Source organism: Peribacillus frigoritolerans (genome assembly GCF_001636405.1).
GTDB lineage: Bacteria > Bacillota > Bacilli > Bacillales > DSM-1321 > Peribacillus > Peribacillus frigoritolerans.
Genome location: NZ_KV440950.1, coordinates 1,793,831 through 1,816,616, shown reverse-complemented (window position 1 = coordinate 1,816,616; position 22,786 = coordinate 1,793,831). Strand labels below are relative to the sequence as shown.

General features: G+C 42.4%; 20 protein-coding genes, 1 pseudogene and 1 other annotated feature. All 21 genes and pseudogenes read right to left on the bottom strand.

The genetic code is table 11. The features are described 5' to 3' along the window. Positions 1 to 35: 35 nt before the first annotated feature. On the bottom strand, positions 36 to 236 hold the full coding sequence (rpmI, locus tag A6755_RS08910) for a 50S ribosomal protein L35 (protein ID WP_034309070.1): 201 nt from the start codon (positions 234 to 236) through the stop codon (positions 36 to 38). 34 nt (positions 237 to 270) lie between these two features. Then, positions 271 to 771 (bottom strand): translation initiation factor IF-3, encoded by a 501-nt coding sequence (gene infC, locus A6755_RS08905; RefSeq protein ID WP_034309072.1) that lies wholly within the window; start codon positions 769 to 771, stop codon positions 271 to 273. 98 nt (positions 772 to 869) lie between these two features. Next, positions 870 to 1,006, bottom strand: a sequence feature (ribosomal protein L20 leader region). A gap of 125 nt (positions 1,007 to 1,131) precedes the next feature. Next, a complete protein-coding gene (locus tag A6755_RS08900; protein ID WP_063590464.1) occupies positions 1,132 to 1,626 on the bottom strand; it encodes a GNAT family N-acetyltransferase in 495 nt (164 codons plus the stop codon). Between the two features lie 53 nt (positions 1,627 to 1,679). Beyond that, a complete protein-coding gene (locus A6755_RS27005; RefSeq protein WP_161784856.1) occupies positions 1,680 to 1,850 on the bottom strand; it encodes a hypothetical protein in 171 nt (56 codons plus the stop codon). 106 nt (positions 1,851 to 1,956) lie between these two features. Continuing rightward, on the bottom strand, positions 1,957 to 3,888 hold the full coding sequence (gene thrS, locus A6755_RS08895; RefSeq protein ID WP_063590463.1) for a threonine--tRNA ligase: 1,932 nt from the start codon (positions 3,886 to 3,888) through the stop codon (positions 1,957 to 1,959). A 390-nt stretch (positions 3,889 to 4,278) separates the two neighbouring features. Further along, positions 4,279 to 5,139 (bottom strand): sporulation protein YtxC, encoded by an 861-nt coding sequence (gene ytxC / locus A6755_RS08890; RefSeq protein WP_054400048.1) that lies wholly within the window; start codon positions 5,137 to 5,139, stop codon positions 4,279 to 4,281. A 121-nt stretch (positions 5,140 to 5,260) separates the two neighbouring features. Further along, positions 5,261 to 6,199 carry a primosomal protein DnaI gene (dnaI, locus tag A6755_RS08885; RefSeq protein ID WP_063590462.1) on the bottom strand — a complete coding sequence of 313 codons (939 nt, stop codon included), beginning with the start codon at positions 6,197 to 6,199 and terminating at the stop codon, positions 5,261 to 5,263. Beyond that, positions 6,186 to 7,598, bottom strand: coding sequence for a replication initiation and membrane attachment family protein (locus tag A6755_RS08880; protein ID WP_309138933.1), 1,413 nt, complete (start codon positions 7,596 to 7,598; stop codon positions 6,186 to 6,188). Before A6755_RS08880 ends, dnaI begins: the two co-directional genes overlap by 14 nt. A gap of 64 nt (positions 7,599 to 7,662) precedes the next feature. After that, positions 7,663 to 8,124, bottom strand: a complete 462-nt coding sequence (gene nrdR / locus A6755_RS08875; protein ID WP_034309080.1) for a transcriptional regulator NrdR — start codon at positions 8,122 to 8,124, stop codon at positions 7,663 to 7,665. A 269-nt stretch (positions 8,125 to 8,393) separates the two neighbouring features. Continuing rightward, positions 8,394 to 8,774: an adenosylmethionine decarboxylase gene (gene speD / locus A6755_RS08870; protein WP_034311443.1), complete on the bottom strand. Its 381-nt coding sequence runs from the start codon at positions 8,772 to 8,774 to the stop codon at positions 8,394 to 8,396. Positions 8,775 to 9,128: 354 nt separating this feature from the next. Next, positions 9,129 to 10,166 (bottom strand): glyceraldehyde-3-phosphate dehydrogenase, encoded by a 1,038-nt coding sequence (locus A6755_RS08865; protein ID WP_034309085.1) that lies wholly within the window; start codon positions 10,164 to 10,166, stop codon positions 9,129 to 9,131. A gap of 158 nt (positions 10,167 to 10,324) precedes the next feature. Beyond that, positions 10,325 to 10,924 carry a dephospho-CoA kinase gene (gene coaE / locus A6755_RS08860; RefSeq protein ID WP_063590461.1) on the bottom strand — a complete coding sequence of 200 codons (600 nt, stop codon included), beginning with the start codon at positions 10,922 to 10,924 and terminating at the stop codon, positions 10,325 to 10,327. Between the two features lie 22 nt (positions 10,925 to 10,946). Next, positions 10,947 to 11,579, bottom strand: a complete 633-nt coding sequence (ytaF, locus tag A6755_RS08855; RefSeq protein WP_034309090.1) for a sporulation membrane protein YtaF — start codon at positions 11,577 to 11,579, stop codon at positions 10,947 to 10,949. Positions 11,580 to 11,658: 79 nt separating this feature from the next. Then, positions 11,659 to 12,489: a DNA-formamidopyrimidine glycosylase gene (gene mutM, locus A6755_RS08850; RefSeq protein ID WP_034309092.1), complete on the bottom strand. Its 831-nt coding sequence runs from the start codon at positions 12,487 to 12,489 to the stop codon at positions 11,659 to 11,661. 19 nt (positions 12,490 to 12,508) lie between these two features. Then, on the bottom strand, positions 12,509 to 15,133 hold the full coding sequence (gene polA / locus A6755_RS08845) for a DNA polymerase I (RefSeq protein WP_063590460.1): 2,625 nt from the start codon (positions 15,131 to 15,133) through the stop codon (positions 12,509 to 12,511). Between the two features lie 127 nt (positions 15,134 to 15,260). Then, entirely contained in the window at positions 15,261 to 16,193 is a 933-nt protein-coding gene (gene hflC / locus A6755_RS08840) for a protease modulator HflC (protein ID WP_034309097.1), read from the bottom strand. Then, a complete protein-coding gene (gene hflK / locus A6755_RS08835; protein ID WP_084738178.1) occupies positions 16,190 to 17,224 on the bottom strand; it encodes an FtsH protease activity modulator HflK in 1,035 nt (344 codons plus the stop codon). The genes hflC and hflK overlap by 4 nt, the downstream gene beginning before the upstream one ends. A 395-nt stretch (positions 17,225 to 17,619) precedes the next feature. Then, positions 17,620 to 19,398, bottom strand: a complete 1,779-nt coding sequence (gene pnpS, locus A6755_RS08830) for a two-component system histidine kinase PnpS (protein WP_063590459.1) — start codon at positions 19,396 to 19,398, stop codon at positions 17,620 to 17,622. Continuing rightward, complete coding sequence (locus A6755_RS08825; RefSeq protein ID WP_034309100.1) at positions 19,395 to 20,114, bottom strand: response regulator transcription factor; 720 nt, start codon at positions 20,112 to 20,114, stop codon at positions 19,395 to 19,397. Before A6755_RS08825 ends, pnpS begins: the two co-directional genes overlap by 4 nt. Before the next feature lie 242 nt (positions 20,115 to 20,356). After that, complete coding sequence (gene mdh / locus A6755_RS08820; RefSeq protein ID WP_063590458.1) at positions 20,357 to 21,292, bottom strand: malate dehydrogenase; 936 nt, start codon at positions 21,290 to 21,292, stop codon at positions 20,357 to 20,359. 121 nt (positions 21,293 to 21,413) lie between these two features. Beyond that, positions 21,414 to 22,688 (bottom strand): annotated as a pseudogene (icd, locus tag A6755_RS08815) (NADP-dependent isocitrate dehydrogenase); the annotation flags it as partial. Positions 22,689 to 22,786 lie beyond the last annotated feature (98 nt).

Genomic DNA, 22,786 nt, shown 5'->3' with positions numbered 1-22,786 from the left:
GTTATTTCCCTCCTATTTAACTCGATAAATCGAACTTATTTAATGTTGTCTAGCATATGACGAATACGTTTGAAGTCACCTTTGCTTACAAGGCTAGCTTTGCGAAGCTTACGCTTTTGCTTAGTAGATTTGTTAGCAAATAAATGGCTTGTGTAAGCGTTAGAACGCTTAAGTTTGCCGGATCCAGTCTTTTTGAAACGTTTAGCAGATCCGCGGTGAGTTTTCATTTTAGGCATAAGGTATTCCTCCTCATTACAAATTACTTTACAATTACTTTTCGTTTTTCGGTGCTAAGATAATGAACATGCTGCGCCCGTCCATTTTTGGGTGTTGCTCGATTGTAGCCACTTCTTTACATGCTTCAGAAAAACGAACGAGTACACGTTGACCAATTTCCTTATGCGTAATGGCACGTCCTTTGAATCGGATAGAAGCTTTTACTTTATCGCCTTTTTCAAGGAATTTAATACCGTTGCGAAGCTTCGTATTGAAATCATGTTCTTCAATCGTCGGGCTCAAACGAACCTCTTTCAGACTGATGACTTTTTGATTTTTACGTGCTTCCTTGTCTTTCTTTTGCTGCTCGAAGCGGTGTTTTCCGTAGTCCATGATCCGGGCTACCGGAGGCTTTGCATTTGCAGCAACTAAAACTAGATCAAGATTTACACGAGCGGCAATTTCCAATGCTTCGAATTTCGTTTTAATTCCAAGTTGTTCTCCGTTTTGGTCAATAAGACGAACTTCACGGGCTCGGATGCCCTCGTTTACCATCGCGTCTTTACTAATAGTTAGCCACCTCCAAAGATATTGGCGAATACGAATATTTGAATAAATTCGGTCACGCTCACAACTCGCTTACAGGATATAATCATAATAAAAAAGTGTGGATGCATGTTGCACCCACACTGATAGACTCATTCAGAAAGATCCAAATAATCAAATCATGACCTGTTAACTGCATTGTTTGCGTCAACCAGGTGAGAAGCGGGTGCTTCTTCTTTTCCTCAAACACGTATTCAATTCACTTTAGAAATATATCATAAACACTGATGACTTGTCAAATGCTAATTTATTCGTTTTTTACAACAAAATTAATATTATCAGACATTCAGTTATTTGACAATACGTTTTTTAAAGTAATTTGGACAAAAAATATTCATCATGATACTTTCCATCAAAAAACAGTGATTCCCGCTTTATTCCTTCCTTTTCGAACCCCATCTTTCGATATAAGGAAAGCGCAGGGGCGTTATTTGCAATCACGGACAATTCCAGGCGCCGTATTTCGTTAGTCCGTGCATGCTCCTCCATTTTCTGAAATAGCTTCGTACCGATGCCTTTTCCTCTACCCTTTTCATGGATGCCGATGACGATTTTGGCGGAATGCCTCGTTCGGCCCATTTGATTGCCCAATAAGATTAGGTAACCATTCAACTCATTGCCGCTAGCGGAAACGAGAACAATGGAAGGGGGATTTTTTTCGATTTGCTCCAATTGCTTTTCCATTTGTTTCGCCGTAGCTTTTCTTTCCCCAGGATTAAACAGCATATACCCGGAATCTTCTACATTATTGAACAGAGCAGCCAAGTTACCCGCGTCTTTCCTTGAAGCCTTTCTAATCTCCATTTATCCCCATTCCCCCTTTAGTTGCAGTCCATACTGGCCGAAGCCATCACATGTTAAGAGTCTTCTTTCGCCTTTTTCTTTTTCTCAATGGCGTCCCAAGAAAATAGCGCTATCCAAAAAAACAGGACCGGGACGATGGCATATTGTCGATAATCATCCAATAACAAAAAGATGATGATGACAAGGAATGTCGGTCCGAATAGATAAGTAAATTTCTTTTTCATGCTGCCCCTCCTTTTCATTGCTGTACATATTTTCACATGATGGTTTCATTTTATCATGCCATGATTAAAAAGAGGGACACAACTATATGTGCCCCTCTTTTTGCTATTAACGGATCACTTCCGCCTTAATCGCTGAAACGAAATCTTCAAATGCGATCGTTTCGGATTTTTGTTCACCGTATTTACGTACATTCACGCTGCCTTCTTTGGCTTCATTGTCTCCAACAACCAGCATATACGGGATTTTTTGCATTTGCGCTTCACGGATTTTGTAACCGATTTTCTCGTCACGTGTATCCAGGTCGACACGAATGCCTTGCGCTTTAAGCTTTTCCTGTACTTCTTTCGCATAATCCAAGTGCACTTCAGGTGAGACCGGGATCACTTGTGCTTGGATAGGTGCAAGCCAAGTCGGGAATGCCCCCTTGTATTCTTCAATCAAGTAAGCGACAAAACGTTCCATTGTGGAAACGACACCGCGGTGGATAACAACCGGACGGTGCTGCTTGCCGTCCTCACCGACATAATTAAGGTCAAAACGTTCAGGAAGCAAGAAATCAAGCTGAACAGTGGAAAGCGTTTCATCCTTCCCTAAGGCAGTGCGCACCTGAACATCAAGCTTAGGACCGTAGAATGCCGCTTCACCTTCCGCTTCAAAGTAATCAAGACCAAGCTCATCCATGGCGCCTTTTAACATGCTTTGCGCTTTTTCCCACATGTCATCATCATCGAAGTATTTTTCTGTATCCTGAGGATCGCGATAAGACAGACGGAATGAATAATCCTTGATATCGAAATCTTTATATACTTCCAGAACTAGGTTCACAACACGCTTGAACTCTTCTTTGATTTGGTCGGGGCGAACGAAAATGTGTGCATCATTCAATGTCATCCCACGTACACGCTGAAGGCCTGAAAGGGCACCTGACATTTCATAGCGATGCATCAAGCCTAGCTCGGCAATCCGGATTGGCAGTTCGCGGTAGCTGTGGATGCTGTTTTTATAGACCATCATGTGATGCGGACAGTTCATCGGACGCAGGACAAGCTGTTCGTTTTCCATCTCCATGACCGGGAACATGCCGTCCTGGTAATGATCCCAGTGTCCGGATGTTTTATAAAGGTCCACGCTTCCCATTACAGGTGTGTAGACATGGTCATAACCTAAACGTTCTTCCTTGTCCACGATATATCTTTCGATTGTACGGCGAATTGTCGCGCCTTTTGGCAACCACATCGGCAGCCCTTGCCCCACTTTTTGTGAGCTCATGAACAAGTTCAATTCTTTGCCGATTTTACGATGGTCACGTTCCTTGGCTTCTTCGAGGAAACGCAGGTGTTCGGCTAAATCTTCTTTTTTATAGAAAGCCGTACCGTAAATGCGTTGAAGCATTTTGTTTTTGCTATCGCCTCTCCAGTATGCTCCAGCGATGCTCAATAGCTTGAATTCTTTGATTTTCCCAGTTGATGGAACATGAATTCCACGACATAGGTCAAAGAATTCCCCTTGCTCATAAAGTGTTACCTGCTGATCGGCAGGAATCGCATCGATCAACTCCAATTTATACTCGTCGCCGATTTCTTTAAAACGGGAAATCGCTTCATCACGACTCACTTCGATGCGGGAGATTGCCAAGTTTTCGTTGACGATTTTCTTCATTTCTTTTTCAATCAATGGAAGGTCTTCAGGAGTCAATGATTCCTCCAGATCCATATCATAGTAAAAGCCGCCCTCAATGACTGGCCCTACTCCGAATTTAGCATTTTTGTACAAACGTTTGATCGCTTGTGCCATCAAGTGCGCTGTACTGTGACGCAATACTTCAAGAGCATCCGTTGCGTCCTGTGTGACGATTTCGATTGTACCATCTTGTTCAATCGGACGTTTTAAATCATATAATTCACCATTGAATTTTCCGGCAATGGATTTTTTCCTTAAACCAGGACTGATGGATGCAGCGATGTCTTCAGTTGTTGTGCCTTTAGCAAACTCCTTGACCGCTCCGTCAGGAAAAGATATTTTCAGTAGTTCTGCCATTCAGTTTCACTCCTTCTTATTTGTTCGAACAAATTACAGGTTTTTGATTCCATTACAACACAAAAAAGCCCGCCCCTGTATAAAACAGGGACGAGCTTAGTAATAAATATCATTAACCCGCGGTTCCACCCTCGTTCCAGCTTGCTTTTCACGGCAAAATGGCACTTGTAACTTGGTAACGGCAGCTTCCCGTCAGCTCATATTCGCAGTATGACTGCTTTCCGAGCCGAAGTTTAAAGGTGGTAAGTGTTCCATGCGAATAGGAAGCTTACAGCCTGTTGGCTTCCCTCTCTGATAATCGGCGACTAGAATACCCTTGTCCTCATCATAACTTTTAGTTTTTTAATAGTATGTAGGAAATTATAATTTGTTATACGGTGAAAATCAAGGTTAATTTTCTTTTTTCCACGAAAGTTCATTCAACTGCATAGAAAATGACGAAAGTGGCAAGATAGTCGCCCGTTCTTCGAAAATCCTTGAAATGGTCTGGATGAGCCCCTCTTCCTTGTCATCGGTATATATGCACAAGTTTTCAGGAGCAATCGATAAAAGCGGGGCAAGTATCACCGTATCGAGAAAAAGTGAGCTTTTGGCAAGAAGCCTCCTGTCGATCATACTATTGATTTTTGGACGGTCGAGTTTGCTGAATTTCTGATCATAGAAGTGAAAACCGTCCCGGTTGACCAGGTGAAGCTTTCTTAATTTCGACTCCTGCCCTTGAAGGCAGTCACGGAGCGTAGCAATGAAATTTTGATAGTCCTGTTCCAGCTTATATTCATCAATCGCCTTGACGACATACTTTTCCAAAGTATGCTGAAACGATTTTAAACGGAAGGTCGTAAAAGAATCGAATGAAAAAGATACCTTTCCAGCCAAGATGCTTTGAAGTCCTTCCTCAATCAATCGTTTCTCCGTACTGAATGCTTCATCTTGATTCCTGGCTCTTTCCGCCTCGATGATGGATGATGCAATTTCAATGATGGCTTCAATTTCTTCCCGTTCCCTATAAAAAAATTTACCGACTATAATTTGCTCCAGAACAGGAAGCGTCTTTTCTTCCAATAAAAAAGAATGGAATGCATCACGAAGCAGAATTAGCCATTCATCACCTGAAGATTCCGTCATATCCACATGCATGCCTTGTTGCGGAATAAATCGAATATATGCTTGAAATTCTGCCCCCAGTGGATGGACAGAAACGAAATTCAGTAATTTCAATGCCTCTGAATCGTTTTGAAACAAAATTTGCACTACGACATCCCCCCTTCCCCCTTGCTTCTTTTTTCATGTATATGGGGATGGGGACGTGTTTAGAAGTAGGATGGGCCTTGTAAGAAGAAAAAAGTGACCTCCATTAAGAGACCACTTTTCTTCATCTTCTCCGATTCACGCCATCAAGCTTGACCGGCTCAGCTAAATATTGAATTCTTTCCAGTACCCGGGCCGCCTTCACTTCTTCTTTCTCACCGCGCTGTGAAAAGGTCAGGTGGTTCTCCAGGCCATTCAAGTCAAAATTCGAAGTGAAAAACGTCGGCAGGTTTTCCAGCATCCTAAATTGCAAAATCGGACCAAAAACCTCATCGCGTCCCCAGCTCGTCATGGATTCCGCTCCAATATCATCAAGCATGAGGATAGGTGCCGTTTTCACCATTTCAATTTTTTCATTGACTGTATTATCACCTATCGATCCCTTAAGTTCCCTCAAATAGTCAGGTACATAGACTATAAGGGAGGAAATTTGCCTTTTTGCAAGTTCATTGGCGATCGCACCTAATAAGTACGTTTTCCCAACACCGAATTTCCCATATATATACAAGCCTTTTTGCCTTTTACCCGGCTCATATTCCATAATGAACGACATCGCTTTACTTAGGACAGACAAGCGTTTGTTTTCATTATCCGTTTGGGTAAAGTCTTCAATGCTGGCCTTTAAAATATCCTTCGGTACATACAGGCTGCGGATCAGCTTTTCCCGTTTCCGCTTTTCATCCTCTGCCAATTTCCTCGGGCAGACTTCATAATGCAGGTTCAGGGCTTTTCCTTGCACCACCAATTTAGGATAATACCCTTGCATCATATTGATGCAACCATCCAAGCTCGGACATTTATCACACTTATTGCTCTGTGAAGTGAACTCATAAAGCTTCCCCAAGTTTTTATCAATCATTTCCTTCGTGACCGCCGAGCTGTTGGCATTCATGAATAACCGCACTTGTTCGTTTTCAAAAATCTCCTGTTTCAGCTTTTCATAACGCTGTTGAAATTGATTTGTATTGGCCAATTTATTAAGGGACCTATTAATCTTTTCCATCGTTCATTTCACCTCCCGCTTTCCACAGCTTCCATTTCTCCAGAAGTTCGCGTTTTTGGGCATCCAATTCAGGCTGATCCGCATTCTGCTCCTGCTGTGCTTCTTCTTTTTTCTCAAGCCACTCCGGAACCACTTCTTCCCGTATCGCCTTTTTCCGGCTGCCCTTCGCAGCATTCCTGCTTCCTTGAGCCCAGTCCTGATATTTCCTATGTTCATTTTTGGCCAGTTCCATCGCCTCGACGACTGTTGAGACCTTCAGCCGTGCCCAATGGCCTGCCAGCTTTTCCACATAACCCTTCGTGAACTTCATATCCGTTTTGAGCATGACATATTCAATCAAGACATTGACGACACCCGGATTCAGCTTTTGATTGATCATCACGCCCTCAACCACTTTCAAATCACCGCTTGACGGCTCTGCACCGCCAGACAATTGCATCAGCCGCTCCCTCGGGGAAATCGTCTCCAAATGACGGATTAACTCTTGTTCCTTTGTTTTCGGTTCTTCTTTTTGTGTCCGTTCACGAATTGGCTGCACCCGATTGACAAGGGAAGGCATATCGGCCTGCCGTTCGATCTGGTACCAGTCCCTTGCCGCCTTTCTAAGCAATTCCTCGTCAATCTCATCATCCAATGACACGGCATCCATTACTAGTTTTTGCATTTCCAGCGGATCAATGCCATATAAAAAAGCGAGTTTGGCAATCGTACTTTTTATTTTAGGAGTAAAAGCCTTTTTCGGCACGATCGAGGATTTCATCCCGGCAAATAAAAGGTCAAAATCGAATAAGTCATCAAACCCCGATGGCTCAACGCCTTCCGCACGATCGATGTATTGCTGTTCAGGCACCGGTTTCCATTCGTTTTTCGCTTCATCCGTTACATATAAAGAGTCCAAATGATCTGATGAGAATACTTCCGCAAAAGATTTAGTCACACCTTCATATTGATCGGTTAAGATATGGTCATCACAAAAGAACCTCTTTAACCGGTTGAATTGAGCTTTACCGATTTTTTTGTATAAGTAAATATTCAGCATTCCATCCGTGAAAAACTGCTGGGGTGAAAGCGGCGGGTTTAACTCATAAATGAATTCCTTCGTTTCATTTTTCGATTTCTTATATACATTCAACAGGCCGATTCCTTCAAGTAAAAGGCGCGCTTCGTAAATATCACCCAACTTAAGGCCGATGGTATTCATTAATTGATAATGCGAGGAGGTTTCCGACCATAGCCTGTTTTCCTCCAACTCACTCCATAACGTCATATATAGGCTAATGCAGATAGGTCCAATAAGAGGTTGATATAGTCGGGTAAGTATTTTCCGATCATAATCATGAAGCAGCCCCGCAGATGAGACCAAATATGAATCAGCTGGGAGCAATTCTTGCCAATGCATTGACATCTCCATTCAAACCTTTCAAAAGATGTAGTGAAAAAAGAGCCAAAGTGAATCTTCAGCTCTACTTTCTTTCTTTATTTATTAAATCTTTCAGTTCATCAATAAAGACATTGATATCTTTAAATTGTCGATAGACGGATGCGAACCTTACATAGGCAACCTCATCGACTTCTGCCAGCTTGTCCATTACCATTTCGCCGACACTGTCGCTTTTCACTTCCGATATGCCCTGGTTGCGTAGTTCTTTTTCTACATAACTGGTAATTTGCTCTAGTTCTTTCAAGGGAACCGGACGTTTTTCGCAAGCCCTGATTAAGCCACGCAGGATTTTATCACGACTGAACTCTTCACGTGTCCCGCCCTTTTTCACTACAATAAGCGGTGTTTCCTCCACCTTTTCAAATGTCGTGAATCGAAAACCACATGCCTCACATTCACGGCGTCGTCGAATCGATTTACTTTCATCGACTGGCCTGGAATCGAGCACTCTTGTTCCGTTATATTGACATGATGGGCATTTCATCATTATCAGCTCCGTATTTTATGTAGGACTCCCCTATCTAAATGTTCCCCAAGGAATTACTTCTCTTTCTTAATCTTATATTAAAAGGAACGGACAGTACAAGTAAAAAGTGTAACTTCCGGCAGCAGGCACTTTTTGTTCTGCCGTTGAAGCACCGTTGCCAAGGGCATTGTGCTACAAGGCAATCCTCTCCAATAAAGTGAATCAGACTGCCGATTCATTGCATTAAAAAAGAGATGCACCCATGGCATCTCTGTGTATACATTTTTTTATAGGGCACTTATATTGGCTTTTTTCATTTGTACAGGACCTAATCCACGTGGTAATTCTATGTTTTCACGTGTTTGCGCATTCAAAGCTTCTGCAATATAATCTGCCGCAATATTCGGATCCAAGTTACCGCATGTATAGACATCAATGCTCGCATAGCCGTGTTCTGGAAAACTGTGAATCGTTAAGTGTGATTCAGAAATGATGACAACCCCGCTGACTCCTTGTGGAGCAAATTTGTGAAAGGCAACTTCTCGTACCTCTGCACCTGATTTCAAAGCAGCGTCAACAAAAATCTTTTCAATTAAATCGATATTGTTCAGTTTTTCAAAGTCACAACCCCAAAGTTCAGAAATGACATGTCTACCCATTGTTTCCATAGTGTAAGCTGTTTCCATATTAAGCTTCCCCCTTACCATGATTTAAAAATAAGTTCTGATAACTACCACGGGGGAAAGTTAGTCCAAAGAGGTCCTAACCCTTTAAGTAGCCATCATGCAAACCGTTTTGAAGAAGTTCACGATTCATAGTATATATGGTTTGAATTTTTTTTGCAACTCCAAATTTAATTTTTGGAAAGATAAACTTTATATGTAATGGGGATATAGCGAAGGTTCCAATGTGGACCAAATTCCGTCTTCGGTTTATTCAGCGCCATAAAGCAGCCGGGAATTCATGGATCACTGCATGAAAAATAGCCCGCTAAAAATTTTAGCAGGCTCGGGTTTTTCATTTTATTTTACTGATAATTCGACTTCGGACATTTTTTTCAACTCGGAGCCAACCAATTTTACAAGGTCCACTACACGGTTGGAGTAACCCCACTCATTATCATACCAAGCAAGGACCTTCACTTTCCTGTCCCCGATCATCATCGTTGTCAATCCATCGATGATTGCAGAGTGTGGATTCGTTTTGAAATCACTGGAAACTAAAGGTTCCATCGTGAATTCCATGATTCCTTTGAGTTCATTTTCTGAAGCATCGATGAAGGCTTGGTTCACTTCTTCAATCGTGACATCACGGTTCAAATCCACAACAAGATCGACTAAAGATACGTTTGGTGTCGGTACGCGTATCGCCATTCCATGAAGTTTGCCTTTTAATTGCGGCAACACTAGTGAGATGGCTTTTGCAGCTCCTGTAGTCGTAGGGATCATGCTTTCCGCAGCGGCACGGGCACGTCTCAAGTCTTTGTGCGGGTTATCGATATTATTTTGATCATTTGTATAAGAATGTATCGTTGTCATTAAACCGTTGTTTATGCCGAATTTTTCATCAAGCACTTTTGCAACAGGTCCAAGGCAGTTCGTTGTACAAGATGCATTGGATATGACGAAATGCTTGTCAATTTCCAGCACCTCCTGATTCACTCCCATTACAATGGTAACGTCTTCATTTTTACCTGGGGCTGATAATATTACTCTTTTTGCTCCTGCGTCTAAATGAAGAGCCGCTTTAGAACGATCATTGAATTTGCCAGTGGCTTCAATTACAATATCTATGTTCATCTCTTTCCAAGGCAATAGCTTTGGATCGCGGTTATTTATTAGTTTTACTCGGCGGCCATTCACTACTAGTGAATCATCTTCAGCTATAATGATACCGTCGAATTTACCATGTATCGTATCATATTTTAGTAAGTGTGCTAAAGTTTCAGCTGGATAGCTTGCATTTATGGCAACAATGTCCAAACTCTCGTCTAATATGGCTTTTCGGAAAACCATTCTTCCAATTCTCCCAAATCCGTTAATCGCTATTCTTGAATTCATTGTTCGGACCCTCCAGAAATATTAGTGTTATACTTATTACCTTTCACATGTAATTAGTATAACATAATTCAGAGGAATTGTGCTAATAAAAATGCGGATTGTTCTTATTTTTTCAACATAAAAAGAAGAAACCGGGCGGTTTCTTCTTTTTATCATGATTATATGACATACCATTCGCTAAGTATGGCCTTCACTTGCCGCTTCGTTTCATTAATGTCACCATTATTATCGATGACGGCATCCGCTAAGGCCTTTTTATCGGCCAAGGGCATTTGCGAATTGATCCTGGCAAGTGCCTCCGTCTCCGAAAGACCATTCCTATTCATTAATCGCTTCAATTGTACTTGCTCATCCACATAGATCAAAAGGGTCTTATCCACCATGAATGTCAGCTTGCTTTCGAATAGGAGCGGAATATCCATGAACACCGTTTCTTCTCCTGATGATAGTGCCGCTTCCGTTTTCACCCGCATCCAATTCCTGACGGCAGGATGCACGATGCCATTCAACAGCAATCTCTTTTCTTGATCATTAAATATGATCGACCCAAGCTTTACGCGATCTATATTCCCATCCGTCAATAAGATTTCTTCTCCAAATGCCTCCACAACTTGGTGATAGGCTTCTTCACCTGGCTCAACGACAGCACGGGAAGCCAGATCTGCATCGACAATCGTGAATCCGAGTTCCTGTAAATAGAGGCTGACGGTGCTTTTCCCACTGGCAATGCCTCCGGTGATTCCGATGATTTGTCCCATAAGCTCCCCCCTTTTAACCTTATCATAACTTGAATAAACCGATTATGATCAATAATACACCTGGGAGAAAGGTCAAATGCTGGACAACTTTATTATTTGAAAGCAATTTTCCGCTTTGAATTCCGCTCCAAATGAAAATCGAACTCATAACAGCGATGCACCCCGCGAGGATGATCGGTGAAATCCCGATCATAGCCGCTCCAACTCCGGCCCCGAACGCATCCAGCGAAAGTGCAAACCCCAGAACAAGCGCTTCAACACCTGTTATCGTACCTGATTTATCAAAATCGGCATTCAATGGTTTTTGTAAAATATTAATGACTACCCCAAGTGATTTAATTTCAAAATTAAAGATGATCTTTTCATGATATCTATCATCTTTCAAATCCTTTTCAGGCTTAAAATACTGGTATACCATCCAGGCACCAAGAAAAATGAGGATGATGCCGCCTGTTTTTTCAGCAGCCCCGATAGATATGAGCTGACTGATGAATTGTCCGATGACCATCGCTATACCTAAACTCAATGCAGAACAAAATGAGATGACCGCTATTGACCTTAAGGGGATTTTCATCTTCCGCATACCGAATGTCAAACCGACGCCAAATCCGTCAATACTAACTGCAAAAGCGAGAAAAATAATTTGTAGCCACATCGGAATATTACTCCTTCCCTACTCGTTGCTACCCTAGTATATGGAAGGAGCCCATCCGATGTGTTTGAAAAAACATGACCTATTTTAGCGGCTGGCATGACGGGCAAATATGTGTGCCGCGTCCTGCAACAACCAGTTTTTCAAGTGGTGTGCCGCATGTTTTGCAGTTCTCGCCTTTTCGTCCATAAACATTCAGTTCCAACTGAAACATGCCGATTTGCCCTTGGGAATTAATGTATGAACGAATCGTGCTTCCGCCTTTTTCCACAGCTTCACCTAACGTCGCAATGATTTCAGCATGCAACGTTTCGATTTCCTGCAACGAGAGTGAAGATGCCATTCTCTCCGGATGGATACCGGAACGGAATAACGACTCGTCCACATATATATTCCCAATCCCGACGACAACGGTTTGGTCAAGGAGAACGGGCTTGATTTTCCTGTTGGTTCTTGCCAACTTCGCACGAAGCCCCTCGACAGTAAAATCTTCGGATAACGGTTCAGGCCCTAAGTGCAACAGGGGCAACTGTTCAAATTCTTCCCCTTTGGCAAATAGATGCATCGTTCCGAATTTCCGGACATCCCTGTACCGAAGTTCACTGCCATCCGTGAAAGTGAAGATCACATGGGTATGCTTATCATACGGCTCTTCTTTTGGATGAACGCCGTATTTCCCTTCCATTCTTAAATGCGAAACCATCGAATAATCATCCAAGGTGAAAATGAGGAACTTGCCCCGACGGCCTATTGCAGAAATCGTCTGCCCCCTTAAGGCATCCTGAAACTGTTCGACAGGCTCAGGCGCTTTAATGATCTTTGGCCAGAAAACGGACACTTCCTTGATCTCTTTTCCGAGTACGAGCTGCTCTAACGTTCTTCTGACTGTTTCCACTTCTGGAAGTTCTGGCATTGCAATCACCTATCTTTTATTATTTGGCATCAAACCATGTTGGCCCGAAAGCATAATCCACTTTAAGGGGCACGTTCAATTCAATGGCATTTTCCATTTCCTCCGGAACGATCACTTTAAGGATTTCGAGTTCCTCAGGAGGGGTTTCAAAAATCAATTCATCATGAACCTGTAGAAGCATTCTCGTTTTGAGCCCTTCCCTTTTCAGGCGTTTATTCATGTTGATCATGGCAAGCTTGATGATATCAGCGGCACTGCCTTGAATCGGCGTGTTCATCGCTGTCCGTTCGGCAAAACTCCTGATGTTGAAATTCCTGCTTGTTATCTCAGGTATATATCGCCTTCTTTGCATCAGAGTCGTGCTATATCCTTTTTGACGGGCCTCATGTATGCTTTCTTCCATATATTCCTGAACACCTGGAAAGCTTCGTAAATACTTCTCGATGAACTCTCCAGCTTCTTTTCTCGTGATTCCAAGACTTTGCGATAGTCCGTAATCACTTATACCATAAACGATTCCGAAGTTGACCGCTTTTGCATGGCGCCTCATGTTCGAGGTGACTTGATCTGCCGATACATGGAATACGTCCATGGCTGTCCTTGTATGGATGTCCATCCCGGCCTGGAATGCTTCCACCAATCCGCTGTCATTGGCGATATGCGCCAGGACACGTAATTCGATTTGGGAGTAGTCGGCAGCAAAAATGATCCAATCCTTTTCGGAAGGAATGAAGGCCTGCCTGATTTTCCTTCCTTCTTCCAGTCTGATCGGGATATTCTGGAGATTGGGATCTGTAGAGCTCAACCGGCCGGTCTGGGTCAATGCTTGGTTGAACCGGGTGTGCACCTTGTCCGTTTTGCCATTGACCACTTTAAGCAATCCTTCAATGTAAGTGGATTGCAGCTTACCAAGCTGGCGATACAGCAGTATTTCCTTAACGATATCATGCTTGCTCTCCAGTTTTTCCAATACATCGGCTGAAGTCGAATAACCTGTTTTGGTTTTCTTCATGACCGGAAGCTCCAACTTTTCAAACAGGATGGCCCCAAGCTGTTTAGGTGAATTGATATTGAACGCCTCTCCAGCCAATTCGAAAATTCGCGCTTCGATATTTCTTAAGCGAATGGCTAATTCCTGTCCCATGTTTTTCAGTCGGCCTATGTCCACCTTGATTCCCTGCCATTCCATATTTGCCAGGATGATCGACAATGGCAGCTCCAGTTCCGTAAATAGGTGATACTGCTCGAACTCTTGCAGCTTATCTATCATCGGTTCTTTCAGAGAAAAGATCGCCTTCGATTTTCTGGCGATATGCTCCCTCAATTCCGCTTCCTCAGGTATTTTGCGTTTTGCACCTTTTCCATAAAAAACATCATCTGTTTCAAGCCGGATAGTACCTTGGGTTTTAGTGATTTCTGCGACTTCGTCCACTGACTCTGCCGGATCAAGGATATAGGATGCCAAAAACACATCAAAATCGATGCCTTTTATTTCGACTCCCCGATGACGCAGTGCCACGACCGTACGCTTCGCATCGAAAACCGTTTTCTTTTTTGTTTCATCCTCCGCCCAGGATTTAAATGCATCGGAACTCAGAGCATCCTCTCCATGGAAGTAAAAATGACCTTGTTCATTACTGATGGCGATCCCTATTATGTCGGATCGATGATAATTATCTTCTAAAATTTCAACATACAAGGCACTTTCATCTGCAAACATTCCTTCTGTCATTTCAGCAGTGTGCACCTCTATCTTCTCCTGTTCAAGCGGTGCGCTTTCCGTTACATCCAATTTATCGAGTAAAGTCGAAAAACCAAGCTCCTTATAGAATGAGATGACTCGATCCTGATCCATGCCAGTGTACTCGGTCTCGTTAACGGAAACTTCAAGCGGCGCTTCCCTCGTTATCGTAGCCAGCTCTTTGCTTAATAAGGCCAGGTCTTTATGTTCTTCAATTTTCTCTTTCAATTTTTGTCCGCTTACCTCATCAATCGACTGCAGAAGGTTTTCAACCGTTTCAAATTGATGCAATAATTTAAGTGCAGTCTTTTCACCAACACCCGGAATACCGGGGATATTGTCGGAAGCATCTCCCATCAGCCCTTTTAAATCAATGATTTGCAAAGGGGATAGACCGTATTTTTCATGTATATGCTTTGGAGTGTATTCCTCAATTTCAGTAATCCCCTTTTTCGTGATGGACACTGTCGTACTAGGGGAGGATAATTGCGTTAAATCCTTATCACCGGAAATGACCTTCACTTCAAAACCATCTTTTTCCGCTTGTAAAGACAGCGTACCGATAATATCATCGGCTTCGTAGTTCTCCAGTTCATACCTTTTTATTTGAAAACAATCAAGCAGCTCCCGAATGAAAGGGAATTGCTCGGATAATTCGGGCGGCGTTTTTTGGCGCCCCCCCTTATATTCTTTAAATGATGCATGCCTGAATGTCGTTTTACCCGCATCGAATGCCACAAGTATGTGCGTTGGCTTTTCTTCTTCAAGAATGCGGTTGAGCATCATGGTGAATCCGTACACGGAATTCGTATGGACCCCCTTATCATTATTCAAGAGTGGAAGCGCAAAAAACGCACGGTATGCAATGCTGTTTCCATCTATGAGCACTAGCTTTTTATCCAAATCCGTCTTCCTCCAGTCATACAGGTTTATGTAGTTATAGCTTCTATATAAAAACGCAAAAAGCCGTTCATTTTCCTTCTCTATTCTACCATGAGTAGAAGCGGAAAGAAAAATGACGGCATCAAGGTTATTTAGTATTTCCCATTAACAAGCTGGCATAAGGGGAATCAGAAGGCAGAACGATGACCGTTTGATCTCCAATCGTTTTCTTGTAGGATTCAAGAGTCCGGTATAGTTTATAGAATTCGGGGTCTTTGGAAAACGATTTATTATAGATTTTCGCTGCTTCCCCTTCCCCTTCTGCCCTGATCACTTCTGCATCAGCCTCCGCAGTAGAAAGCAGTTCCTTCACTTTCCGATCGGTATCCGCAATGATACGGTTTTTCTTCGCATCACCTTTGGACAGGTATTCTTGCGCTTTCGATTCCCGCTCGGAAATCATCCTCTTGAAGACGGATGCTTCGTTTTCGGAAGGCAGGTCAGTCCGCTTGATCCGGACATCCGTCAAGCTGATTCCATAACTGTCCTTTTGCAGCAAATCGTTGACTTTTTCGGTTATGCGGTCGTTTAAACTTCCCCTGGATGACTTCTCATCATTGATGATCTCATCATAATTCAGCTGGCCCAGCTCTGAACGAACTGCCGAATAGATGAACTCTTCCATTTTCGTTTCGGCATTCTCAAGTGTCCTTGCATTTGTAATCAATTTCTTCGGATCTTCTATTCTCCAAACTGCATAGTTATCGATCAGCATCCGCTTTTTATCTTTCGTATTGATTTCCGCTTCGGAAACATCGGAAGTCATCTGATACTTCGGTAAGGTCATGATACTCTGAATGAATGGCACCTTCGCCTTCAATCCCGGAGTCTTATCGATCCTTACCACCTCACCGAATTGGCGGACGACCTTGTATTCGCCCTCTTTGACGATATAGACATTGGTGAAGATGATTAGCAGCAGCGCGATGAAAATAATCAGGAAAATGCCGATTCTCACATAGCCCCTCCAATGAAAATCCCCTTTTTTCAACTCAGAGAAATCTATTATTTTTCCACTCATTGTTTAGTGCCCCCTTCCCCTGTCGCTTTTTCTTCCGATGCATTCCCTTTTTTCGTTTCTTCTTCAGGTATGGCGGCTTCATCAGAGGCAGGAGTTTTTTTCGTTTCCTCCTTTTCAAGCGAGCGAAGCGGCAAGTACTTCATTGTGTTTCCATCATCATTCATAATATAAATCTCAGCATTCGGCAATACTTCCTCAAGGGTCTCAATAATTAGACGGTCCTTCGTAATCCCCTTATTGCCTTTATACTCACTGAGTAATTTTTCAAAGACCGCTACATCCCCGCGGGCAGCTTCCGTACGCGCAGCTTTATCCCCATTGGCCTGTGAAATGATGGCATCTTTTTCCCCTTCCGCTTCATTCATACGCTTATTTTCATATTTATCCGCTTCGTTGATTTTCGTATTTGCCGTTTCACGGGCATCCGTTACATTGGTAAATGCTTTCCGCACTTCTTCATTCGGTAACTCCACGTCCTGGAGTTTAACCGCAGATATGGAAATCCCGACATCATACTTCTCCATTAGCTGTGACAATAAATCGCGTACATCCGCTTCGATTTGCGCTTTACCAGATGTAAGGGCATCATCGATTTTCGTGCTGCCGATTATGCTCCGTAATGCAGCTGAAGTCGTATCGTATAATATTTTTTCTGGATCTTCTGCATTGTATAGATATTTTGGAGGGTCGGTGATTTTCCACTGAACGACTAGGTCGGCCAGCACAATATTTTCATCACCCGTAATCATTTTGGTCTCACTCGGGTAATCCGTCACCTCTCCATCCTCTTCCTTATATCCAAATTTAAGACTGAATGTTTCTTTGGATAATTTCTCGACCGATTGAACTGGCCAAGGCAGTTTAAAGTGAAGTCCTGGTTCCGTTATCGTCTCCTCCACTTTACCAAACGTCATTATGACAGCTTGATCGGATTCATCAACCGTGTACCAGGTCGATATCGCAACTACACCCAAAATTAAAATAAGAAAGACAAGTCCTGTAATTGTATATATCCTTTTTAAGCTAACGATATGTATCACCCCTTCTTTGCAGTTATATCTTATTTACGCAAGAAAGGGCCTAAAGTTTCATAAAAATCAAATATTTTCCCAGAAAAATAGGATAGATGAATGGTATACGGGGAATATAGCCAAAATTAAAAGACAGAGACCATGTCTCTGCCTAAGGTTTAAGGTTTGTACGATTTGAATGTTGTTGCAACTTAGACGCAATTCCTACAGGAGTTTTGTCTGCCTGTTCCAATCATCTTTGCTTTAAAATTTTGGTTGAACTTCTAAATAATCAAACAGAGACTATGTCTCTGTCAATGTTTAACTCCTTGGATGAGGGGTTGTACAACCATTGTACCCCTGCATTATGAAGTCCGTTTTAAGGAATTGTAAAGTACATGTAAATAAAATGCCCGCTACATTTTCCCTTTTAAGCTTTTATTTAAAGTGACTGTAAAAGTCGTCCCGGTTCCAGGTGTGCTTTCCACGTTGATTTTACCTTTATGGACTTCTATTATATGCTTGACGATTGCCAGTCCAATGCCCGTTCCTCCTGAATCGCGGCTCCTCGCCTTATCGATCCGGTAGAACCGTTCAAAGATCCTTGGCAGTTCTTTTTCTTCGATGCCGATCCCGTTGTCTTGAACTGTAATATCGACGGTCTGTTCATTTTCAATGATGTCAACGGTGACCCTGCCGCCATTTGGTGTATAGGTCAATGCGTTCGTAATCAAATTGATGAAAACCTGTTTGATCCTGTCAGATTCCCCTTCAATGAAAACTGGTTCCGGTGATGTTTTAATTTCAAGGGATACTTCTTTTTCTTTCAGCTTGCCTATAAGCATCTCTTGTATTTCGCCAAGCACTTTCGTAATATCCACGACCCCTGCGTTTAAAACGAATTCCTGTTGCTCCATTTTGGATAAATTCAGCAGCTCCTGAATGAGTTCTTGCAGCCGGTCACTTTCTTTCAAGATAATCGATAAAAAGTGCTTTAAGGTCTTTTCGTCTTTTAAGGCGCCATCTAACAATGTTTCAGAGAAGCCTTTTATGGAAGTGATCGGAGTTCTCAATTCATGGGACACATTGGCCACGAAATCCTTCCGCATCTGCTCGAGCCTTTTCAATTCGGTGATATCATGGAAAATGAGGAGGATCCCCTTCCATTCGTCGTGATTCCCGATTATTGGAGCGCCGTAAATCTCAAAATGCTTTCGTTCTATGGCAAGCGGTATCTTCACCTGCCGTTTTATCGTTTTTTCCGTTCGAAAGATCTCTTCGATGATGGCTATCACTTCCTGGTCTTTAATGACCGAATAATATTCCTGAAACAAAAATGTAGCGGCGTTCACACGGAAGCTTTTCTTGAATTCCCGGTTGATCAAGGTCGTATACCCTTTACTGTCTATCAGCAAGACCCCGCTACCGATATTCTCAACAAGAGTTTCCAAACGATCCTGATTCATTTCCCTCGCTATCTCTGTTTCCTGAAGATTCCTCGCCAATATGTTCAAGGAAGTTGTCAGCATTCCCGTTTCATCGGAATGCCTCCCGAATGTCCGGGTTCCGTAATTCCCTTTTGCCAGTTCAATGGCTGCCATCGTCGCCTCTTCGATCGGACGGGTATAATATGAAGTGATTTTACTCGCAAGCATCAGGATGATGATCAAGGCAACCCCTAAACAAATGATCAATATTTGCCACATTTGTTTATTCACTTGATGGATGGCCTCTATTTCATTGCTATGGACGACAAAGCCTTCGATCTCGCCGTCCTTTTCAACCGTCTTCCAATAATAATGGAGGTCCGATTCGCCTTCGACCACTTCATACCCTTCCCCATTCTTAAGCCCTTTTTCCAAAGTTATTTTGCGAAGGACATTGGCATGGCTTTTAAGTATTTCATTGGATGATGTCGAATCGTATAATATTTCCCCACTCGTGGAAAGAATGGTTAAATTAGAATCTAAAAGGGGTGTCAGTTTTGCCGTCTTCCCTTTTTCCAAAAAGGACTCAATCCCGCCATGCTCCTTAATATATGTAGAAATGAAAAATGTTTCGTTCTGTATACGCTCATTGAACGTTTTAATATAATAACTTTTGAACAAGTGCCCTAATAAAAAGCCCACGGCCATCAGGACGACCATCACCAATGTGATGAGGGTATATAAGAGCTTTTTACGATAGGTCGTCATTCCTTTTTAGGCTCCTCAAGCTTATACCCCAAGCCCCTTATCGTTTTAATATAGAGTGGTTTTTTTGTATCTTTCTCTATTTTTTCACGAAGATGGCTAATATGGACATCGACGATCCGTGAGTCTCCCGCGAAATCATAATTCCATACCGCACTGAGAAGTTGATCCCTGGTCAGCACTCTTCCTTTATTCTTCGCCAAATATAAAAGTAATTCAAATTCCTTTGGAGTCAATTCTAATTGCTGTTCATCAAAGAATGCTTCGTATCGTTCCGGGAACACTTTCAATTCCCCTAATTTCAGGAGACCCTCTTCCTGATCCTGATTTGACTCACTTCCGTTCGATTGCAACTGGGATCTTCTTAAAATGGCTTTAATCCGGGCCACTACCTCCCTCGGACTAAATGGCTTGGTCAAGTAATCATCCGCCCCCAGTTCCAGTCCCAGCACCTTGTCAAATTCATCGTCCTTAGCTGTCAGCATCAAGATCGGTATATTGATTTTTTGCTGGCGAAGCTGCTTACATACTTCAAGCCCGTCCATTTTAGGCAGCATCAAATCCAATACCACTAAATCGGGTCGTATATCCACGGCAGCCTCCAGCCCTTGTTCTCCATCCAAAGCTGTGATCACCGTATAGCCTGATTGTTCTAAATTGTACTGAAGTAAGGTAACTATTGATTGCTCATCATCCACTACGAGAATTTTCTTTGACATTAGATCCTCCTGAATTATGTATTACCCAAAAGACCAATTTCTTGGTCTACTCATCCAATTCCATTATAAAGAATATTATATGAAATTTACACATAAAAAAAACGGAAATAAAGTTATTCCTATCTTCAGCAGGTAGATTATACGCTCCAGGGTTCTTTTGAACGGATTAAAAAACTGCCCGGAGTCGGAATAAGGCGCCTTGGCCTTTTCTTCCAATATCCGGGCAGTCCGATTATGATCTTTTATTGAAGGACTTGCATGACTGCTTTAACCGATTCAACAGATTTTGAAAGTGCCGTTTTTTCTCCTTCAGTCAAATCAAGTTCGATGATTTGTTCAATGCCTTTTGCACCAAGTACAGTCGGCACTCCAAGGTAAATGCCTTCAAATCCGTATTCACCTTCGAGATAAGCGATTGACGGAAGAACGCGACGTTGATCTTTAAGGATCGCTTCAGCCATTTCCACCAGGGATGCAGCCGGTGCATAATAGGCGCTTCCGTTTCCTAGAAGGTTTACGATTTCCCCGCCGCCAGTGCGGGTACGAGCCACTATTGCTTCTAAACGATCTTGAGGGATCAATTTTTCCAAAGGAATTCCGCCTGCATAAGAGTAACGCACTAGAGGAACCATATCGTCTCCGTGTCCGCCAAGTACGAATCCAGTTACATCTTTAACCGATAAGTTTAATTCTTGAGCCACGAACGTGCGGAAACGAGCTGTATCAAGTACACCTGATTGTCCGATAACGCGTTCTTTAGGGAAACCGGATTCTTTGTATACAGTATAAGTCATTGCATCTACAGGGTTTGTCAAAACGATGATTGTTGTATTAGGGGAATATTTAACGACTTCTTTAGTTACTGATTTCATAACTTTTTGGTTAGTTTGAACTAAGTCGTCACGGCTCATGCCGGGCTTACGGGCAATTCCGGCAGTGATGATCACCACGTCGGAATCAGCTGTTTCTGCATAGTCGGATGTACCGATGATGTTAGCATCGAAACCTAGAACAGGTCCTGCTTCCGCCATATCAAGGGCTTTACCTTTTGTAGGGTTTTCAGCTTGCGGAATATCAACTAAAACGATATCACCAAGCTCTTTTTGAGCTGCCAGGAATGCTGCTGTAGCACCAGTGAATCCAGCACCTACAACTGTGATTTTTTTACGTTTAGACATGTTATTTCCTCCTTAAAATATATAAATACTTTTGGAATACTTTTAACATCCTCTGAAAATATATATAAGCCTCCTGGAAAAGCAGCCCGTTCAGGCACTTTTCCAGAAAGCATATAATGAATTATTTAAGGTTTTTGATAAGCTCGTCAGCGAACTCAGAACATTTAACTTCCGTTGCACCATCCATTAGGCGGGCAAAGTCGTATGTAACAACTTTAGAAGCGATTGTTTGTTCCACTGATTTAGTGATGCTGTTTGCAGCTTCGTTCCAACCAAGGTGCTCAAGTAAAAGAACGCCTGAAAGAAGAACTGAAGATGGGTTAACTTTATCAAGACCAGCATATTTAGGAGCCGTTCCGTGAGTTGCTTCGAAGATGGCATGTCCAGTTTCGTAGTTGATGTTTGCTCCTGGAGCAATACCGATTCCACCAACTTGTGCAGCTAATGCATCAGAAATGTAATCTCCGTTCAAGTTCATTGTTGCAACAACATCAAACTCTTTAGGACGAGTCAGGATTTGTTGTAAGAAGATATCGGCAATGGAATCTTTAACGATGATTTTGCCTTCAGCTTCAGCAGCAGATTGTGCTTTGTTAGCAGCTTCAGTGCCTTCAGCATCTTTAATTTTGTCATATTGGTTCCATGTGAACACTTTATCGGCGAATTCTTGTTCTGCAACTTCATAACCCCAAGTTTTGAATGCACCTTCAGTGAATTTCATGATGTTACCTTTATGAACAAGCGTTAATGATTTACGGCCTTCTTTGATTGCATAGTTAAGTGCAGCGCGAACAAGACGTTTTGTTCCTTCTTCGGAAATCGGTTTAATTCCGATACCTGAAGTTTCAGGGAAACGAATTTTTTGAACACCGAATTCATTTTGAAGGAATTCGATTAATTTCTTAGCTTCGTCAGAACCTTTTGCATATTCGATACCAGCATAGATGTCTTCAGTGTTTTCACGGAAGATGACCATGTCAGTGTCTTCTGGACGTTTAACTGGTGAAGGTACACCATCAAAGTAACGTACTGGACGAAGACATACGAATAAGTCCAATACTTGACGCAATGCAACGTTCAATGAGCGGATACCGCCACCGATTGGAGTTGTAAGAGGTCCTTTAATAGCGATTAGATATTCGTTAATGACATCAAGAGTTTCTTGTGGAAGCCATTCGCCCGTTTGGTCAAATGCTTTTTGTCCAGCTAAAACTTCTTTCCATTCGATTTTCTTTTCGCCATTGTAAGCTTTTTCAACTGCTGCGTCTAAAACGCGGGATGCTGCAGCCCAGATATCAGGACCGATTCCGTCTCCCTCAATATAAGGAACGATTGGGTTGTTTGGTACGTTAAGAACACCGTTAGTAACTGTGATTTTTTGGCTTTGTGTCATGTTTCTTACCTCCGATTCAAATTCAAAGGTTAGATGGCCTGCTTAATAAATAAGGCAGAACCACTAACCTTTTTTACTCACATCTATTAATTTACTACAAA

Bases quoted from the DNA above. Each gene is read 5' to 3' on its own strand.
- rpmI (WP_034309070.1), bottom strand. From the start codon at position 236: ATGCCTAAAATGAAAACTCACCGCGGATCTGCTAAACGTTTCAAAAAG.
- infC (WP_034309072.1), bottom strand. From the start codon at position 771: ATGGTAAACGAGGGCATCCGAGCCCGTGAAGTTCGTCTTATTGACCAA.
- A6755_RS08900 (WP_063590464.1), bottom strand. From the start codon at position 1,626: ATGGAGATTAGAAAGGCTTCAAGGAAAGACGCGGGTAACTTGGCTGCT.
- A6755_RS27005 (WP_161784856.1), bottom strand. From the start codon at position 1,850: ATGAAAAAGAAATTTACTTATCTATTCGGACCGACATTCCTTGTCATC.
- thrS (WP_063590463.1), bottom strand. From the start codon at position 3,888: ATGGCAGAACTACTGAAAATATCTTTTCCTGACGGAGCGGTCAAGGAG.
- dnaI (WP_063590462.1), bottom strand. From the start codon at position 6,199: ATGGAAAAGATTAATAGGTCCCTTAATAAATTGGCCAATACAAATCAA.
- A6755_RS08880 (WP_309138933.1), bottom strand. From the start codon at position 7,598: ATGCATTGGCAAGAATTGCTCCCAGCTGATTCATATTTGGTCTCATCT.
- nrdR (WP_034309080.1), bottom strand. From the start codon at position 8,124: ATGAAATGCCCATCATGTCAATATAACGGAACAAGAGTGCTCGATTCC.
- speD (WP_034311443.1), bottom strand. From the start codon at position 8,774: ATGGAAACAATGGGTAGACATGTCATTTCTGAACTTTGGGGTTGTGAC.
- A6755_RS08865 (WP_034309085.1), bottom strand. From the start codon at position 10,166: ATGAATTCAAGAATAGCGATTAACGGATTTGGGAGAATTGGAAGAATG.
- coaE (WP_063590461.1), bottom strand. From the start codon at position 10,924: ATGGGACAAATCATCGGAATCACCGGAGGCATTGCCAGTGGGAAAAGC.
- ytaF (WP_034309090.1), bottom strand. From the start codon at position 11,579: ATGTGGCTACAAATTATTTTTCTCGCTTTTGCAGTTAGTATTGACGGA.
- mutM (WP_034309092.1), bottom strand. From the start codon at position 12,489: ATGCCAGAACTTCCAGAAGTGGAAACAGTCAGAAGAACGTTAGAGCAG.
- hflC (WP_034309097.1), bottom strand. From the start codon at position 16,193: ATGAGTGGAAAAATAATAGATTTCTCTGAGTTGAAAAAAGGGGATTTT.
- pnpS (WP_063590459.1), bottom strand. From the start codon at position 19,398: ATGACGACCTATCGTAAAAAGCTCTTATATACCCTCATCACATTGGTG.
- A6755_RS08825 (WP_034309100.1), bottom strand. From the start codon at position 20,114: ATGTCAAAGAAAATTCTCGTAGTGGATGATGAGCAATCAATAGTTACC.
- mdh (WP_063590458.1), bottom strand. From the start codon at position 21,292: ATGTCTAAACGTAAAAAAATCACAGTTGTAGGTGCTGGATTCACTGGT.